The following is a 16571-nucleotide window of genomic DNA, read 5'->3' as shown; positions in this document are numbered from 1 at the left end:
CCGCATGCTGGCAGCGTTGGTTTCGACAACAATATAAGAAAACGCTAATATACGCGCCCGAACCCGTCAGCCCCAGAGGAAACGCCTCATGAACAGCCTTTCCGTGCGTCCCGGTTTGTCATTCCGCCTGCCGAGACCGGCGGCCCTGCTGTGCCTGCTGCTTGGCCTGTTGCCCGCGAGCCTGCCGGCCGCGGAACTCGAAACCGCCCCGGCCGTGATGCGGGAACTGCCCCGCGAACGGGTGCTCGATGCCCTGGTGGAAGCCGTGCGCGAGGCCACGGTGTCGGCCCAGATCAACGGCCGGATCGTGAAGATCTACTACGACGTGGACGACTACGTGGAGAAGGGCGCGGTGCTGCTGAAGTTCCGCGATACCGAGGTGCGGGCCCGCTTCGAGGCGGCCAAGGCCAATTACGACGAGGCGCGCACCGCCTGGAAACGGGTCAAGGAGCTGTTCGCCAAGAAGCTGGTCTCCAGTTCGCAGATGGACAAGGCCGAGGCCCGCCTCAAGGCGGCCAAGGCGCGGCTCGACGAGGCCCGCGAGAATCTGGCCAACACCCAGGTGCGGGCCCCCTACAGCGGCATCGTGGTCAAGCGCCATGTGGAGGTGGGGGAACTGGCCCGGGTCGGTCAGCCCCTGTTCACCGGCATCTCCCTGGAGGAACTGCGGGCCACCGCCAGTGTGCCGGAAGACATCATCAACGTGGTGCGGGCGAACAAGCAGGCCCGGGTGATCCTCGATCGCACCAACGGCCAGAGCGTGACGGCCGAGTCGCTCACCATCAGCCCCTACGCCGATCCGGCCACCCACACCTTCAACGTGCGGGTGAACCTGCCACGGGGCGATTACCACATCTATCCGGGCATGTTCGCCAAGGTGGCCTTCCTGCTGGGCAAGAGCCGTGAACTGGTGATCCCGCGCCGCGCCGTGGCCCACCGCAGCGAAGTGACCGCGGTGTATGTGCGGGACGCCCAGGGCCGCATCGCCTTCCGCCAGATCCGGATCGGCCGGCAGGCCGGGGATCGGGTGGTGGTGCTCGCGGGGCTGGACGAGGGCGAACAGGTGGTGCTGGATCCGGTGAAGGGCGCCGCCGCCTACAAGGAACAGCACGCCGCCCTGGCCGAGGCCGAAGGCCATGAGTAAGCCGCTGGGGATTTCCGGGCGCATCGCCCGGGCCTTCCTGACCACCGAGATCACCCCCCTGCTGGCGCTGGTGGGCTTCCTGCTCGGGGTCTTCGCGGTGATGATCACCCCGCGCGAGGAAGAGCCGCAGATCAACGTCACCTTCGCCAACGTCTTCATCGCCTTCCCCGGCGCCTCGGCGAAGGAGGTGGAGGCGCTGGTGAGCACGCCGGCCGAGCAGATCCTCTCGGAGCTGGAAGGGCTCAAGCACGTCTATTCGGTGTCCCGCCCCGGCATGGCCATTCTCACCGTGCAGTTCAAGGTGGGCGAGGATCGCACCCAGGCCATCGTGCGCCTCTACAATGCCCTGTATTCCAAGCAGGACTGGCTGCCGAAGGGCCTGGGCGTGGCCCAGCCCATCATCAAGCCCAAGGGCATCGACGACGTGCCCATCGTCACCCTCACCCTGTGGACCGAGGATCCGCAGCGTGGCGGCTACGAGCTGGTGAAGGTGGCCCATGCCCTCGAAGCCGAGCTGAAGCGGGTTCAGGGCACCCGGGACATCTATACGCTGGGCGGCCCCGAACAGGTGGTGCACGTGCTGTTCGAGCCCAGCCGCCTGGCGGCCTACAACCTCTCCATCGACGAGCTGCGCTTCGCCCTCACCCAGAGCAACGCCACCCGCCCGGCCGGCAACCTGGTGGCCGGCAACACGGAAATCCCGGTGCAGACCGGTACCTTCCTCAGCACCGTGGACGAGGTGCGGGATCTGATCGTGGGCGTGCATGCCGGCAAGCCGGTCTACCTGCGTGACGTGGCCACCATTCGCCGCGGCCCCGATCAGCCTGAACAGTATGCCTGGTTCGGTACCGGCCCGGCCGCCGGCACCAAGGGCATCCGCGTGCAGGGCGAGTTTCCGGCCGTGACCATCGCCATCGCCAAGCAGCCGGGCACCAACGCGGTGGAGATCGCCGAACAGGTCATCGAACGGGTGGGCCAGCTCAAGGGGATCTTCATTCCCGAGGGCGTCAACGTCACCGTGACCCGCAACTACGGCGAGACCGCCAACGCCAAGGCCCAGAAGCTGATCGGCAAGCTGATCTTCGCCACCACCTTCGTGGTGCTGCTGGTGCTGTTCGCGCTGGGCCGCCGCGAGGCGGTGATCGTGGGCCTGGCCGTGATCATCACCCTGGCCATCACCCTGTTCGCCTCCTGGGCCTGGGGCTTCACCCTCAATCGGGTGTCCCTGTTCGCCCTGATCTTCTCCATCGGCATCCTGGTGGACGACGCCATCGTGGTGGTGGAGAACATCCACCGGCACATGCAGCTCTATCCCGACCGCAAGCTGCGGGAGATCGTGCCCGGCGCCGTGGACGAGGTGGGCGGACCGACCATCCTGGCCACCTTCACGGTGATCGCCGCGCTGTTGCCCATGGCCTTCGTCACCGGGCTGATGGGGCCCTACATGAGCCCGATTCCCATCAACGCCAGCATCGGCATGCTCATCTCCCTGGCCGTGGCCTTCATCGTCACGCCCTGGCTGGCCCACAAGCTGCTGGCCAACAAGCACGGCCACTCGGTGGACGATCTGGCCCAGGAGAGCAGGCTCTACGGCCTGTTCAAACGCTACGTGGGCCCCTTCCTGCATCGCGAGCAGGGCGCCCGCAAGCGGCGCACCCTGGCCGTGGTGGTGCTGGTGCTGATCGCCTTCTCGGTGGGGCTGGCCGGGGTCAAGCTGGTGGTGCTGAAGATGCTGCCCTTCGACAACAAGTCGGAGTTCCAGGTGGTGGTGGACATGCCCGAAGGCACGCCGGTGGAGCAGACCGCCCGGGTGCTCTCCGAGCTGGGCCATTACCTGGCCACGGTGCCCGAGGTCAGCGACTATCAGGCCTACGCCGGCGGCGCCTCGCCCATCAACTTCAACGGCCTGGTGCGCCAGTACTACCTGCGCAAGGGTTCCCACTACGGCGACATCCAGGTGAACCTGATCGACAAGCACGACCGGGATCGCCAGAGCCACGAGATCGCCCTGTCGGTGCGCGAGCCGCTGCAGAAGATCGGCCGGCGCTACAACGCCAACGTCAAGATCGTCGAAGTGCCGCCGGGTCCGCCGGTGATGGCGCCCCTGGTGGCCGAGATCTACGGCCTGGACTACCAGGGCCAGATCGCCGTGGCCCGCCAGGTGCGCAAGGTGTTCGAGTCCACCCCCGACATCGTCGACGTGGACGACAGCATCGAGGCGCCCGAGCCCAAGATCATCGTGGCCGTGGATCAGCAGCGGGCGGCGCTGCTGGGCGTCAGCCAGCAGGCCATCGTCGGCGCCCTGTCGGCGGCCCTGTCGGGCGAGGATCTGAGCTATCTGCACGATCCCAACATGAAGTATCCGCTGCCCATCCGCCTGGAGATGCGCCCCGGCGACAAGGCCAGCGTGGACACCCTGCTGACCCTCAAGGTGCGCAGCACCAGCGGCAGGCTGGTGCCCATCGCCGACGTGGTACGGCTGGTGGAGACGCGCCGTGAGAACGCCATCTACCACAAGGATCTCCTGCCCATGACCTTCGTCACCGGCGACATGGCCGGGGAGCTGGACAGCCCGCTGTACGGCATGTTCGAGATCCTGTTCAGGCTGCGCGAGACCCCGCTGGAGGAAGGCACCATCATCGACCAGTCGCTGATCAACCCGCCGGCCAATCCCTACCGTTACAGCCTCAAGTGGGATGGCGAATGGACGGTCACCTACGAGACCTTCCGCGACATGGGCATCGCCTACTCGGTGGGGCTGCTGCTCATCTACCTGCTGGTGGTGGGGCAGTTCCGCTCCTATCTGGTGCCCCTGATCATCATGGCGCCGATCCCCCTGACCATCATCGGGGTCATGCCGGGCCATGCCCTGTGGGGGGCGCAGTTCACCGCCACCTCCATGATCGGCATGATCGCCCTGGCCGGGATCATCGTGCGCAATTCCATCCTGCTGGTGGACTTCATCAACCAGCAGGTGGAGGAGGGCGTGCCCTTCGACGAGGCGGTGATCCGCTCCGGCGCGGTGCGGGCCAAGCCCATCGCCCTCACCGGCCTGGCGGCCATGCTCGGGGCCCTGTTCATCCTCGACGACCCCATCTTCAGCGGCCTGGCCCTGTCGCTGATCTTCGGGATCTTCGTCTCCACCCTGCTGACGCTGGTGGTGATCCCGGTGATGTACTACGCCTTCATGTACAAGCGCATGGATCGGCGTGGTCAGGCGTCCTGATCGGTTTTATGACCCGGCGCCGACGGCGCCGGGTCATAAAATCCGTTTATGTTTCCGATTGAAATTGGTATGATTCCCCGGTTTCTCCAGTCAACCCATGAACCTACCGAGCATGGTCGCCCGCGCGGCCGGAGAGGGGAAAGATGTCCGATCGACGCCTGCAGGTCTTCCAGACGGTGGCCCGCCTGCTCAGTTTCACCAAGGCCGCCGAAGAGCTGCACATGACCCAGCCGGCGGTGACCTTCCAGGTCCGCCAGCTCGAGGAGCAGTTCAACACCCGCCTGTTCGATCGCACCCACAACCGGATCAGCCTCACCGAGGCCGGTGAACGGGTCTACGAATACGCCAATCAGATCTTCGATCTCTACGCCCAGATGGACAATGCGGTGCGCGAGCTGACCGGCGACGTCAGCGGTGTGCTGATGCTGGGGGCCAGCACCACCATCGCCGAATACATGCTCCCGGCCCTGCTCGGCGACTTCAAGCAGAAGTATCCGGAGATCGTCATCCGATTGAAGGTGGCCAATACCGACGGCATCGTTTCCATGGTGGAGAACAACACCATCGATCTGGGCGTGGTCGAGGCGCCGGTGAACAACAAGAACCTGGTGGTGGAACAGTGCCGCATGGATCACCTGGTGCTGATCGTGCCGCCCGGTCACGAGCTGGCCGGCGAGAACACGGTGCCCATCAGCCGGATCTGCGACTTTCCCTTCATCTGCCGTGAGGAAGGCTCGGGCACCCGCGAGGTGATCCTCGAGAGCCTGCAGCGCGTCGGCGTGCCGGCCACGGGCATGAACCTGGCCATGGAGCTGGGCAGTCTGGAGGCCATCAAGGGCGCCGTGGAAGCGGGCATGGGCGTTTCGGTGCTCTCCAGCGCCACCATTCAGAAGGAACTCAAACTGGGTACCCTGGTGGCGGTGCAGCTCGATCCGCCCATCGACCGGCCCTTCTCCTTCGTCCACCAGAAACAGAAGTTCCGGGTGCGGGCCATGGACGAGCTGCTCAACTTCGCCCGCAGCTATTGCCAGTCCCACCAGGACGGTCCCCTTGGCTGAACGGGGGCCGGTGGCTTGAAGAAACGGGAACGGCAACTGCTCGAGCGCTTCCGGCGCCTGCCGCCCGCGCAGGCCGAGATGCTGCTGGAATTCGCCGAGTTCCTGGCCGGACGCCATGCCCGGCAGGCCGAGGTTCCCGCCACGCCCCTCGACATCCCCCGCCCGGCCGAGGAGTCGGTGATCGCCGCCGTGCGCCGGCTCGGCAGGACCTATCCCATGCTCGACAAGGATCGCATGCTCAATGCCACCTCCGGCCTGGTGGCGCAGCACCTCATGCAGGGGCGTGACGCCCGCGAAGTGATCGACGAGCTGGAGGCCCTGTTCGCCGAACAGTACCGCCTGCAATGCCGGGAGGACGCCGCCGATGCTTGAGATCCTCAAGGCCTGGTACCGGCGCTATTTCTCCGATCCCCAGGCGGTGATGCTGCTGCTGATCCTGGTGATCGGCTTCGGCATCGTGCTCACCTTCGGCCACATGCTGGCGCCGGTGCTGGCGGCAATGGTCATCGCCTATCTGCTGGAAGGGGTGGTGCGCTACTTCGAGCGCCACGGGGTGCGGCGCCTGCGGGCGGTGATCCTGGTGTTCGGCCTGTTCAGCGCCTTCATGATCTTCCTGCTCTTCGGCGTGATTCCGTTGCTGTCCGTGCAGATCACCCAGTTCCTGCGCGAGGTGCCCCATCACCTGGCCGTGGCCCAGGAGGCGCTGATGAAACTGCACCAGACCTACAGCTTCATCAGCGAGCAGCAGGTGCAGGAGATCATGGATCTGTTGCAGAAGGAGATCGCCGCGGCCGGCCAGCGGATCCTGACCCTCTCCCTGGCATCCATCCCCGGCCTCATCACCCTGCTGATCTACCTGATCCTGGTGCCCCTGCTGGTGTTCTTCTTCCTCAAAGACAAGGCGCGCATCCTGGCCTGGCTCACCGCCTTTCTGCCCGAGGAACGCAGCCTCGCCAGCAGCGTATGGCAGGAGATGGATCAGCAGCTCGGCAATTACGTGCGCGGCAAGTTCTGGGAGATCTTCATCGTCGGCACCGTGACCTGGGTGGCCTTTGCCATCCTCGGCCTCAAGTACGCCATCCTGCTGGCGGTGCTGGTGGGCGTCTCGGTGCTGGTGCCCTATATCGGCGCCGCGGTGGTGACCATCCCGGTGGCCTTCGTGGCCTATTTCCAGTTCGGCTGGGGCAGCGATTTCGCGGTGGTGATGATCGTCTACGGCATCATCCAGGCCCTGGATGGCAACGTGCTGGTGCCCCTGCTATTCTCGGAAGTGGTCAACCTGCACCCGGTGGCCATCATCGTCAGCGTGCTGTTCTTCGGCGGGCTGTGGGGCTTCTGGGGCGTGTTCTTCGCCATTCCCCTGGCCACCCTCGTCAACGCCGTCCTCTGCGCCTGGCCCGTCGCCGACAAGACCCGCGCGGCACCCTGCCAGTCTTCATAGCTCACCCCCTCTCCCCTTCGGGGAGAGGGTCACTCAGCGCACCTTCGCCCGCTCCGGCCGAACCTCGAGGATCTCCACCTCGTCCCCCACCCGGATGGTTCCCCCGCAGCGGGGAATGAGATTCTGGCCGAAGTAGATCCCGCCATCCCCAAGACGGTAGGTCTGCAGGGTCCGCAACGGTTCGCCGTCGGGCGACTTGGTGCCGGTGCCGGGATCGATGGTGGTGAACACGCAGCGCGAACAGTTCTTCACCCCGTCGAATTCCACCTCGCCGATCCGCAGCCGCGCCCAGGTGTCCTCCGCGTAGGGCTCGCTGCCCGCGATCACCACGTTGGGACGGAAACGGTGCATGGGCACCGGCGAGGCCAGGCGGGCATTGAGATCGGCCAGCGAACCCTCGCCGATGAGCAGCAGGGGAAAGCCATCGGCAAAACTCACCTCGTCGCCGGGCTGGCCGTAGTCGGGATCCACCCCGCGGTGGATGTCGTCGGTCATCTGCACCAGTTGCACGGGTTTGCCCAGCCACTGGCTGAACCAGTCATCCGCCGCGGCGCCGGCCAGCACCGCGTCCAGCGTGTCGTTCCAGACCTGCACGCGGCGCAAGCGGGGCGAGGAGGGCTGCAGGGGCAGGGTCAGCTCCGGCATGTCCGGGGCCCGCACCCGCAGCACGTCGCCGTCGAAGGCGGTCTCCACCATGGCCAGGCGGGGATGCTGGCGGGCGGTGAGGAAGCGGCCGTTTGTGTCCACCAGCATCCAGCGCCGGTCGCCGGGCAGGCCCCGGGGCAACACTTCGCTGGCAGGCAGATCGATGCCCTGGGTGGACTTGATGGGGTAGACATGGATGGAGGCAAGTTTCATGGGACGCAAAAGGGGGCGGACAAGACAGAGCGACCGGGGCAGTGTATCACGGCAATTCCGCCTTGCCAGTAATGCCTATATAAAATAATAATGACACCATAAAATTATTCATGTATCATGATGACATGAAAAACGAACACGAAAAGCCATCGAACCGCCGTGAAAATCACGAAAATTCGCCGGATTGCCGGCAATGGATCATTTTTGGCGAGCGCGAGGAGGGCGAGCGTTTTCGCCCCGGTGACTGGGTGGACCGGCTCGCCGGCCTGGGCGCCCGCTTCGGGCCGGATCGGCGCCTGCGGTACGGACGCGATCTGCAGTCGGTCTTCGTCGATGGCCAGCGGGCCCTGCGGATCAGCAGTTGCCTGGCGCAGAACGACGCCGAGCTGTACCGCATGATCCTGGACTTCGCCCACCGCAATCGTCTGCGCATGCGGCCGGCTACGCAATCCTGAGCCGCCGTTCCATAGCGATCTCCCCACCTTTGCTGCGCCGGTAAACAGCGCTGTTCATCCTGGCGTTGCTTGCTAATCGTCAAATGGTTTTACCTCCCGTCCGCAGAGCGGCTCAAGCGTAGCGGAGCCGCCATGTCGGGACGACACGATTTTTGCCGCCTCTGCCGCGCTTGAGCCGGCCTAGCCCCGTCCCACATCTACCCCGTTTGTGTCAGTACAATTTTGAGACGTTTAATGCATCGGCAATCAAAGTGTGGACATTTTTCATATGGCTGACGTTAGCCATGAAAATTTCATTGCAGCACTAAACTTTCACGGTTTTTGTCCGCTAGTGTGCTTGAATGCCGACTGTTTCAATGAAATGAAGGCAGTCTGCTTCGAGCCGGGGCAAGGGGTGTTCATCCCGATTAGTGCAACCGGGGAAACGGGCTGGAGAGGCAACGGAGCCAATGGTGATGAAAAATCCGGGAATCCATCACAAAGCCAGCTTTAGGGCTCAGGGCTCAGGGCTCAGGGCTCAGGGCTCAGGGCTCAGGGCTCAGGGCTCAGGGCTCAGGGCTCAGGGCTCAGGGCTCAGGGCTCAGGGCTCAGGGCTCACAATTTTACCAGAATCGTTCCCACGTCTGAATGCATTGCATTTCCCTCTGTTTTTCTCCGGATGTTCCTGAGCCGTTTGTTCGCTCATACGGGTGTCTCTGAATCCGAATCATTTTCACAAGCGACGCTTCCCGGGCTCCATAGACTGGTCCGGAAACACAGTGATGATCATGGTTTGCAATCCGACCCAATGTCGCTCGAATCAAGGAGGTTGACATGAAACTCAAACGCTTCAAGGACTGGCGTATTGCCACGAAACTCTACTCGGTCATCGGTGTGCTGCTGGCCGCACTTCTGGGTCTGGGTCTGTTCGGTCTGCACCAGGCCGGTGCCATCAATCAGCGTGTCATCAATCTCTATGCCCAGGAGTTGGTGCCGACGGAAACCATCGAAGACATGAAATCGTCCCTGTACCGTATCCGGGACCGGGTGGGTCGGCACCTCGCCGAGCCCGAACGTCAGGCCGTGCACGAAAAGAAAATCAAGGAGCAGCTCGAACGCCTGGCGCGCAATGAGGCCAGGTATCGCGAGAGCCACCTGGGTGCGGAAGAGACGCGCCTGCTGGAGGCCTACAAGTCGGCATGGGCCACATATCTCGACCTGCTCAACGACAAGGTCTTGCCCCTGTCCCGAGACGGGCGTACGGAGGCCGCTGAGGACGTGCTCTATGGTCCGGCCCTGCATGCCTTTCGCCAGGCCCGGGCGGCCATCAACGAATTGACCGATTACCAGGTCGAACGTGCCAAACGGCGCTATGACAATGCCCAGGCCGCGTACTTCGAGATGCGCAATTTTACCATCGGGTTGATCGTCATCGGCATGTTCGTTGCCGGTTTTCTCGGCTGGCGGCTGGTGCAAAGCATCCGCACACCCCTCCTGGAGGTTCGCGACGTACTGCGCCAGATGGATTCCGGCGACTTGACATGCCAGGTGCACTACCAGTCCGGTGACGAGTTTGGCGAAATGGCCAATGATCTCAACAACGCCGTCTCCACGCAACGGCAGATGATTAGCCATGTTCTGAGTACGGTGGAACAGCTTGCGACCGCCGGCGAGGAGATGGCCTCGGTGACCGATCAGACCACCCGCACGGTCAACGAGCAGCGCAGCCAGACGGAGCAGGTGGCTACCGCGATGAACGAGATGACCGCCACGGTGCAGGAAGTGGCGAACAACATCGCGCAGACGGCCGAAGCGGCGCGCGAAGCCGACAACCAGACGCAGGAAGGGGCGCAGGTGGTGCAACGGGCGGTGGATCAAATCAACACCCTTGCTCACCAGATCGAGGAATCGGCACAGACCATCGCCGAAATGGAACAGCACAGCGATGCCATTGGCGGTGTGCTTGAGGTGATTCGCGGGATCGCCGAACAGACCAACCTCCTGGCACTCAATGCGGCTATCGAGGCCGCCAGGGCCGGCGAACAGGGCCGCGGCTTCGCCGTGGTGGCCGATGAGGTCCGTACCCTTGCCGGACGAACCCAGGAATCGACCGAGGAGATCAACGAGATGATCGAGAAACTTCAGTCCGGTTCCCGGCGTGCCGTGGAAGTCATGGAGACGAGTCGTGAACAGTCGCAATCGGCAGTCGAATATGCAGCCAGATCCGGACAGGCATTGGCGACGATATCGGAAGCAGTTCGCAGCATCAACGAAATGAGCACGCATATTGCTTCGGCGGCCGAGGAGCAGAGGGCGGTTTCGGAAGAAATCAACCGCAACATCATCGCCATCAACGACATGGCGGAACAAACGGCTGCAGGTGCCGAGGAGACATCCTCGACCAGTCAGGAACTGGCAAGGATGGCCAGTGAACTGCAGGGCCTGGTCATGCAGTTCAAGGTATAGGGGGGCGTCATGTCCGAACTCATGCAATCGGTGGACGAACGCACCAGCCTGGCTGGCACCAACCGGCTGGAGGTGTTGCTCTTCAGCCTGGGCCGGGATGCGGAGGATGGCCGGGAGGAGGTCTTCGGCATCAACGTGTTCAAGGTCAAGGAAGTCATGCACGTGCCGGAAATTACCCGTGCGCCAGACATGCCGGATGGCGTGGAGGGTATGGTCAGCCTGCGTGGAGAAACGCTTCCGGTCATCAACCTGCAGAAATTCTGCAATATCCGCACCGAAGACAGGCCTGGCATTCTGATCGTCACCGAGTACAACCGCCACCTTCAGGGCTTCCTGGTCCATTCGGTGGACAGCATCAAGCGGATGGCCTGGCACGATGTCAAGGTGCCGCCGCCCATGATGGCGCACCGCCATGGGGGCCTGGTGACGGCCGTGTCCGATACCGGAGATCACGGTCTGGTGATGATTCTGGATGTGGAAAAGGTCTTGGCCGAAACGGCTGGCCTCTATGACGACGAACACCTCTTCGACGAAATCACGGAGGACAAGCAGTCTGATGTCACCGTCCTGTTCGTGGACGATTCGGCCATCGCGCGCAAGCAGATCGAGCGCACGCTCAAGGCTCTGGGCTACCAGTCGATCATGGCGGTCAACGGCCAGGAGGCATGGTCACGGTTGCAGAAGCTCGCCGAGGAGGCGGAGCTGGCCGGCCAGCGGGTCCGGGACCGGGTGCAACTGGTCCTCACCGACATCGAGATGCCGGAGATGGATGGTTATGTGTTGACCCGCAAGATCAAGGAGGATGCCCGTTTCGAGGGCATTCCCGTGGTCATGCACTCGTCGCTCACCACTGAATCCAACCAGGCGCTTGGCGCCAGTGTCGGCAGTGATGACTACGTGGCCAAGTTCGAGCCGAGGGAGCTGGCCGCCACGCTGCGGCAGGTGCTGGCCCGGCACGGCATCACGGCGCCCGAAAGCTGATGTGGCGGCCATGGCATCTCGTCACCGGGCTGATCCCGGTTCTGGCCTTGGCGGCACCGGTGGTCCCCGACCGGCCCGGTTTCAGCACCGGCACTGCCACTTTGTCACCGGGCGCATGGCAGGTGGAAATGGGGATTCAATCCAGTTACGGCAACCGCGCCGGAGATCCCGACAGCTACACGGCGCCTCTACTGAACTTGCGCCGTGGCCTGGGACCGGCCACCGAGTTCAATCTCTTGTGGGATGGCGTGCAGGTGATGGAAGGCGGTGATGAGGTCACCGCCGATCCCATGTTCGGTGCCAAGCACCGCCTTGTGACGCAGGACCGATATAACATTTCCCTGCTGGGGTACCTGTCTTGGCAGGATGACCGGCTGGCGCCTTTTCTTGGCTTGCTCTGGGACCGTGCCCTGACAGCCGATGTCGGCCTGTTCGGTACCCTGCAGGTGGCGACGGGTGTCGAACAGGGCCGGCTGGAAACCTATTTCCAACCGGCAGTGGGGTTGTCTTTCGCGCATGGCGAGCAGCTCGGCAGTTTCATCGAGATTTATGCCGAGCGGCGTTTGGCAGCCGGCAGCAAGACCGCGACCGTCGTCGATGCGGGACTGGCCTGGCTGCCCAAGGAAGATCTCCAGCTCGACCTGAATTTCGGCTTTTCCCTGGATAGGCGCAGCGACGATTTCATCGGTATCGGGCTGGCGGTACGCTATTGAGGAGATATCAACGCTGAATGCACGTCTATTCCGGTTTTGAGCGGCGAGCGCATCGAGCATGAACGAAAAAGCGCTGAAAAATCAGCGCTTTTTGCTTTCCGGCGGCTTGTGATTTGATTGGTGCCGAGGAGAGGACTTGAACCTCCACGGGGTTTCCCCCACTAGCACCTGAAGCTAGCGCGTCTACCAATTCCGCCACCTCGGCATAGGGCGCGCACTTTACCGGGCAGCGCGCGGGTTGTCAAATCCGGCACGGAAAATCCCCCGCCGATGGCCGCGCTGCGTTACACTATGCGGTTACCGACCATTATATAAAGAGAGAAACCGGAAGTCCCTTCCATCCCCGACATGAAAAAAACAGCCAAATCCGCCGCCGATCCCTATGCGGCGCGCGAAGCCCAGAAATACGAAAACCCCATCCCCAGCCGCGAATTCATCATCCAGCTCCTCGAGGAAGCCGGCCAGCCCATGACCCGCGAGGCCATCGCCGAGGCCCTGGGCCTGGAGAGCGAGGAGCAGCGCGAAGCCCTGCGCCGGCGCCTGCGGGCCATGGAGCGTGACGGCCAGCTGGTTTTCAACCGCCGTTCCGAGTACGGCCTGGTCAGTCACATGAACCTGGTGCGAGGGCGGGTCATCGGCCATCCCGACGGCTTCGGTTTCCTGGTGCCCGACGAGACCGGGGACGACGTATTCCTCTCCGCCCGCGAGATGCGCAGCCTGCTGCACGGCGACCGTGCCCTGGTGAGCATCACCGGCGTGGATCGCCGGGGCCGCCGCGAGGGCACCCTGATCGAGGTGCTGGAGCGGGCCAACCACACCCTGGTGGGGCGCCTGTTCGTCGAGAGCAACATGGCCTTCGTGGTGCCCGACAACAAGCGCATTCACCAGGACATCCTGATCCCGCCCGAGCACCGGGGGGTGGCCGAGAACGGCCAGTTCGTGGTGGTGGAGATCCTTGAGCAGCCGACCCGCTATCGCCAGCCCATCGGCAAGGTGACCGAGGTGCTGGGCGATCACATGGCGCCCGGCATGGAGATCGACGTGGCCATCCGCGCCCACGGCCTGCCCATGGTCTGGTCGCCGGAGACCGAGCAGGAGATCGCCCACCTGCGCGAGGAGGTGGCGGAGGCCGACAAGCGTGGCCGCGAGGACATCCGCCATCTGCCGCTGGTGACCATCGATGGCGAGGACGCCCGCGACTTCGACGACGCGGTCTACTGCGAGCGCAACGACCAGGGCTGGCGCCTGCTGGTGGCCATCGCCGACGTCTCCCATTACGTGCAGCCCGATTCGGCCCTCGACGCCGACGCCCAGGAGCGGGGCAATTCGGTGTACTTTCCCGAACGGGTGATCCCCATGCTGCCGGAGGTGCTTTCCAACGGCCTGTGCTCGCTCAATCCCCAGGTGGATCGCCTGTGCATGGTCTGCGACATGCAGCTCAGCCCCCGCGGCGTGCTCAAGGCATGGCGCTTCTACCCCGCGGTGATGTTCTCCCACGCCCGGCTCACCTATACCAAGGTGGCGGCCATGCTGGTGGAGGGCGACGCGGAACTGCGCGAGACCTACCGGGAAGTGTTGCCCCATCTGGAGGATCTGCACAGGCTCTACAAGGTGCTGCGCAAACGCCGGGAGCAACGCGGGGCCATCGACTTCGAGACGGTGGAGACCCGTATCGTGTTCGGCGAGGAGCGCAAGATCGATCGCATCGTGCCGGTGATCCGCAACGACGCCCACAAGATGATCGAGGAGTTCATGATCACCGCCAACGTGGCCACGGCCCGCTTCCTGCTGGAGGCGAAGATCCCGGCCCTGTACCGGGTGCACGAGGGGCCGGCGGCCGAGAAACTGGAGGACCTGCGCGCCTTCCTTGGTGAATTCGGCCTCAGGCTCGGCGGCGGCGACAAGCCCAGCGCCAAGGACTATGCCGAGCTGCTGCGGGAGGTGCAGGGCCGGCCCGATGCCCACCTGATCCAGACGGTGCTGCTGCGCAGCCTCAAGCAGGCGGTCTACAGCCCCGACAACGTGGGCCACTTCGGTCTGGCCTACGATGCCTATGCCCACTTCACCTCGCCCATCCGCCGCTATCCGGATCTGCTGGTGCACCGGGCCATCCGCCACGTGCTCTCCGGCCAGCCGCCGGAAGTGTTCCGCTACGACCACGAAAAGATGGTGGCCCTGGGCGACCACTGCTCCCAGACCGAGCGCCGCGCCGACGAGGCCACCCGCGACGTGGTGGACTGGCTCAAGTGCGAATACATGCTCGACGAGGTGGGCGAGGAGTTCGACGGCACCATTACCTCGGTGACCGGCTTCGGCCTGTTCGTGGAGCTGGACGACATCTACGTGGAGGGCCTGATCCACGTCACCAGCCTGGAGAACGACTACTACAGCTTCGACCCGGTCAAGCACCAGCTGGTTGGCGAGCACAACCACCAGGTCTACCGGCTCGGCGATCGCCTGCGGGTGAAGGTGGCGCGGGTGGATCTCGACGAGCGCAAGATCGACTTCGCCTACGTGGGGCCGGCCCAGAGCCAGCCCAGCGTGATGGCCGCGGCCCCCGCCGGCAAGAAGACGGCGAAGAAGAAATCCGCTGGACGCCGGAAAGCGGCGAAGAAGAAGGCCGCGAAGAAGACCGCCCGCAAGACCCACAACCGCAAGAAGACCAAGCGCAGCCAGAGCCGGAGCGGCTGAGGCGGCGCGATGGCCGGCACCCATACCGTTTACGGCCTGCACGCGGTGCAGGCGGCCCTGGACCACGAGCCGGAACGGGTGCGCGTGGTGTGGCTGGAGCAGGGGCGTCAGGATCGCCGCGCCCGGGCCATCGAGGAGGCGGCACGGATTGCCGGGGCGCGCCTCGAGCGGGTGCCCCGCGAGGTGCTGGATCGGCGCGCTGCCGGGGCCAGGCACCAGGGCGTGGTGGCCGAAGTGCGCGACGCCCCGGCGCGAGACGAGACCGAGCTGCCCGCCCTGCTGGCCGGCCTGGCCGAGCCCCCGTTTCTGCTGATTCTCGACGGCGTGCAGGATCCCCACAACCTGGGGGCCTGCCTGCGCACCGCCGATGCCGCCGGCGTGCACGCGGTGATCGCGCCAAAGGATCGGGCCTGCGGCCTCACCGGCACCGTGCGCAAGGTGGCCGCGGGGGCCGTGGAGACGGTGCCCTTCTTCGCGGTGACCAACCTGGCCCGCACCCTGCGCGCCCTGAAGGAGGCCGGGATCTGGCTGGTGGGCACCGACGTGGACGCCAAAACCGACCTGTTCGCCGCCGATCTCACCGGCCCCCTGGCCCTGGTCCTCGGCGCCGAGGGCCGCGGCCTGCGCCGCCTCACCCGCGAAGCCTGCGACACCCTGATCGCCCTGCCCATGCGCGGCCACGTGCAGAGCCTCAACGTCTCCGTGGCGACCGGGATCTGTCTCTACGAGGCCCTGCGGCAGCGGGCCTCCGGTCGAAGGATCTGCAAATAACGCAGAGGGCGCAGAGACGCAGAGAGCGCGGAGAGTTAATTTGTTTTGAGAGGTTCCGGGACAGCCATGGTTGACCGCGCATGAATCCCGGTTCCTTCTTTCCCAATCCGGTGGGAATGGATGAAAACACATCCACAACCCCTGCCTTTATAACGTAGGAAATTGATTCGTAAGTGATTTTTGTATTTGAACAGTTTTTCTCCGCGCCCTCTGCGTCTCTGCGTCCTCTGCGTTTTTTCCACCAATTCGGAAAAGAACGAAGGATTGCGTCAGACACCGCCATGGCGTAAAATCGCCGGTCTTTCGCGGGCCGCGTGGCCCCGGAAGCCACAATCCGACACACTCTCTGCCTCACCGCGCGACGGGAGGCTTGATAGCCGAAGGGAGCATCATGAGACACTACGAAATCGTGTTTCTGGTCCATCCTGACCAGAGCGAGCAGGTTCCCGCCATGCTCGAACGCTACCGGAACACCATCGAGAGCAAGGGTGGCAAGATCCACCGCCTCGAGGACTGGGGCCGCCGCCAGCTCGCCTACACCATCCAGAAGGTCCACAAGGCGCACTACGTGCTCATGAACATCGAGTGCGACAAGGAGACCCTGGACGAGCTGACCGCCGCCTTCCGCTTCAACGACGCCGTGATCCGCAACCTGGTCATCAAGCGCGACAAGGCCATCACCGAGCCTTCGCCGCTGGCCAAGAAGGAAGAGGGCGAGAAGAAGCCGGAAGCCGAAAGCGAAGCCAAGCCGGCTGCCGCCGAGGCCTGAGCCTCCGCATCCGTTCATT

General features: G+C 64.2%; 13 protein-coding genes and 1 tRNA gene. 12 read left to right on the top strand and 2 right to left on the bottom strand.

The genetic code is table 11. The features are described from left to right. The first annotated feature begins 88 nt into the window (after nt 1–88). From ACZ5BH_RS01770 to ACZ5BH_RS01750, 5 genes are all read left to right on the top strand, one after another. Entirely contained in the window at nt 89–1144 is a 1056-nt protein-coding gene (locus tag ACZ5BH_RS01770; protein ID WP_464890208.1) for an efflux RND transporter periplasmic adaptor subunit, read from the top strand. Continuing rightward, the gene (locus tag ACZ5BH_RS01765) at nt 1137–4370 is read left to right on the top strand and encodes an efflux RND transporter permease subunit (protein WP_464890207.1); all 3234 of its coding nucleotides are present in this window, start codon (nt 1137–1139) and stop codon (nt 4368–4370) included. The genes ACZ5BH_RS01770 and ACZ5BH_RS01765 overlap by 8 nt, the downstream gene beginning before the upstream one ends. Nucleotides 4371–4513: 143 nt before the next feature. After that, nucleotides 4514–5428 carry a selenium metabolism-associated LysR family transcriptional regulator gene (locus ACZ5BH_RS01760; protein WP_464890206.1) on the top strand — a complete coding sequence of 305 codons (915 nt, stop codon included), beginning with the start codon at nt 4514–4516 and terminating at the stop codon, nt 5426–5428. A 15-nt stretch (nt 5429–5443) separates the two neighbouring features. Next, complete coding sequence (locus tag ACZ5BH_RS01755; RefSeq protein WP_464890205.1) at nt 5444–5800, top strand: hypothetical protein; 357 nt, start codon at nt 5444–5446, stop codon at nt 5798–5800. After that, nucleotides 5793–6869 carry an AI-2E family transporter gene (locus ACZ5BH_RS01750; RefSeq protein ID WP_464890204.1) on the top strand — a complete coding sequence of 359 codons (1077 nt, stop codon included), beginning with the start codon at nt 5793–5795 and terminating at the stop codon, nt 6867–6869. The genes ACZ5BH_RS01755 and ACZ5BH_RS01750 overlap by 8 nt, the downstream gene beginning before the upstream one ends. A 33-nt stretch (nt 6870–6902) precedes the next feature. On the opposite strand, the gene ACZ5BH_RS01745 is transcribed toward ACZ5BH_RS01750, so the two are convergent. Continuing rightward, nucleotides 6903–7727, bottom strand: a complete 825-nt coding sequence (locus ACZ5BH_RS01745) for an MOSC domain-containing protein (RefSeq protein ID WP_464890203.1) — start codon at nt 7725–7727, stop codon at nt 6903–6905. A gap of 125 nt (nt 7728–7852) precedes the next feature. On the opposite strand from ACZ5BH_RS01745, the gene ACZ5BH_RS01740 reads away from it, so the two are divergent. The 4 genes from ACZ5BH_RS01740 (at nt 7853) to ACZ5BH_RS01725 (ending at nt 12321) form a co-directional block, all read left to right on the top strand. Then, nucleotides 7853–8182, top strand: coding sequence for a DUF3579 domain-containing protein (locus ACZ5BH_RS01740; RefSeq protein WP_464890202.1), 330 nt, complete (start codon nt 7853–7855; stop codon nt 8180–8182). 813 nt (nt 8183–8995) lie between these two features. Continuing rightward, on the top strand, nt 8996–10627 hold the full coding sequence (locus ACZ5BH_RS01735) for a methyl-accepting chemotaxis protein (RefSeq protein ID WP_464890201.1): 1632 nt from the start codon (nt 8996–8998) through the stop codon (nt 10625–10627). 9 nt (nt 10628–10636) lie between these two features. After that, the gene (locus ACZ5BH_RS01730) at nt 10637–11608 is read left to right on the top strand and encodes a chemotaxis protein (RefSeq protein ID WP_464890200.1); all 972 of its coding nucleotides are present in this window, start codon (nt 10637–10639) and stop codon (nt 11606–11608) included. Further along, nucleotides 11608–12321 carry a hypothetical protein gene (locus tag ACZ5BH_RS01725; RefSeq protein ID WP_464890199.1) on the top strand — a complete coding sequence of 238 codons (714 nt, stop codon included), beginning with the start codon at nt 11608–11610 and terminating at the stop codon, nt 12319–12321. Before ACZ5BH_RS01730 ends, ACZ5BH_RS01725 begins: the two co-directional genes overlap by 1 nt. A gap of 118 nt (nt 12322–12439) precedes the next feature. On the opposite strand, the gene ACZ5BH_RS01720 is transcribed toward ACZ5BH_RS01725, so the two are convergent. Next, nucleotides 12440–12526, bottom strand: a tRNA-Leu gene (locus ACZ5BH_RS01720). A gap of 143 nt (nt 12527–12669) precedes the next feature. Here ACZ5BH_RS01720 and rnr point away from each other — a divergent pair. From rnr to rpsF, 3 genes are all read left to right on the top strand, one after another. Continuing rightward, nucleotides 12670–15012, top strand: a complete 2343-nt coding sequence (gene rnr / locus ACZ5BH_RS01715) for a ribonuclease R (protein WP_464890198.1) — start codon at nt 12670–12672, stop codon at nt 15010–15012. A 9-nt stretch (nt 15013–15021) separates the two neighbouring features. Further along, on the top strand, nt 15022–15783 hold the full coding sequence (gene rlmB, locus ACZ5BH_RS01710) for a 23S rRNA (guanosine(2251)-2'-O)-methyltransferase RlmB (RefSeq protein WP_464890197.1): 762 nt from the start codon (nt 15022–15024) through the stop codon (nt 15781–15783). Nucleotides 15784–16174: 391 nt separating this feature from the next. Continuing rightward, on the top strand, nt 16175–16552 hold the full coding sequence (rpsF, locus tag ACZ5BH_RS01705) for a 30S ribosomal protein S6 (RefSeq protein ID WP_464890196.1): 378 nt from the start codon (nt 16175–16177) through the stop codon (nt 16550–16552). Nucleotides 16553–16571 lie beyond the last annotated feature (19 nt).

The organism is Thioprofundum lithotrophicum, from assembly GCF_055387065.1.
This window is presented reverse-complemented; position numbering and strand designations above follow the sequence as displayed.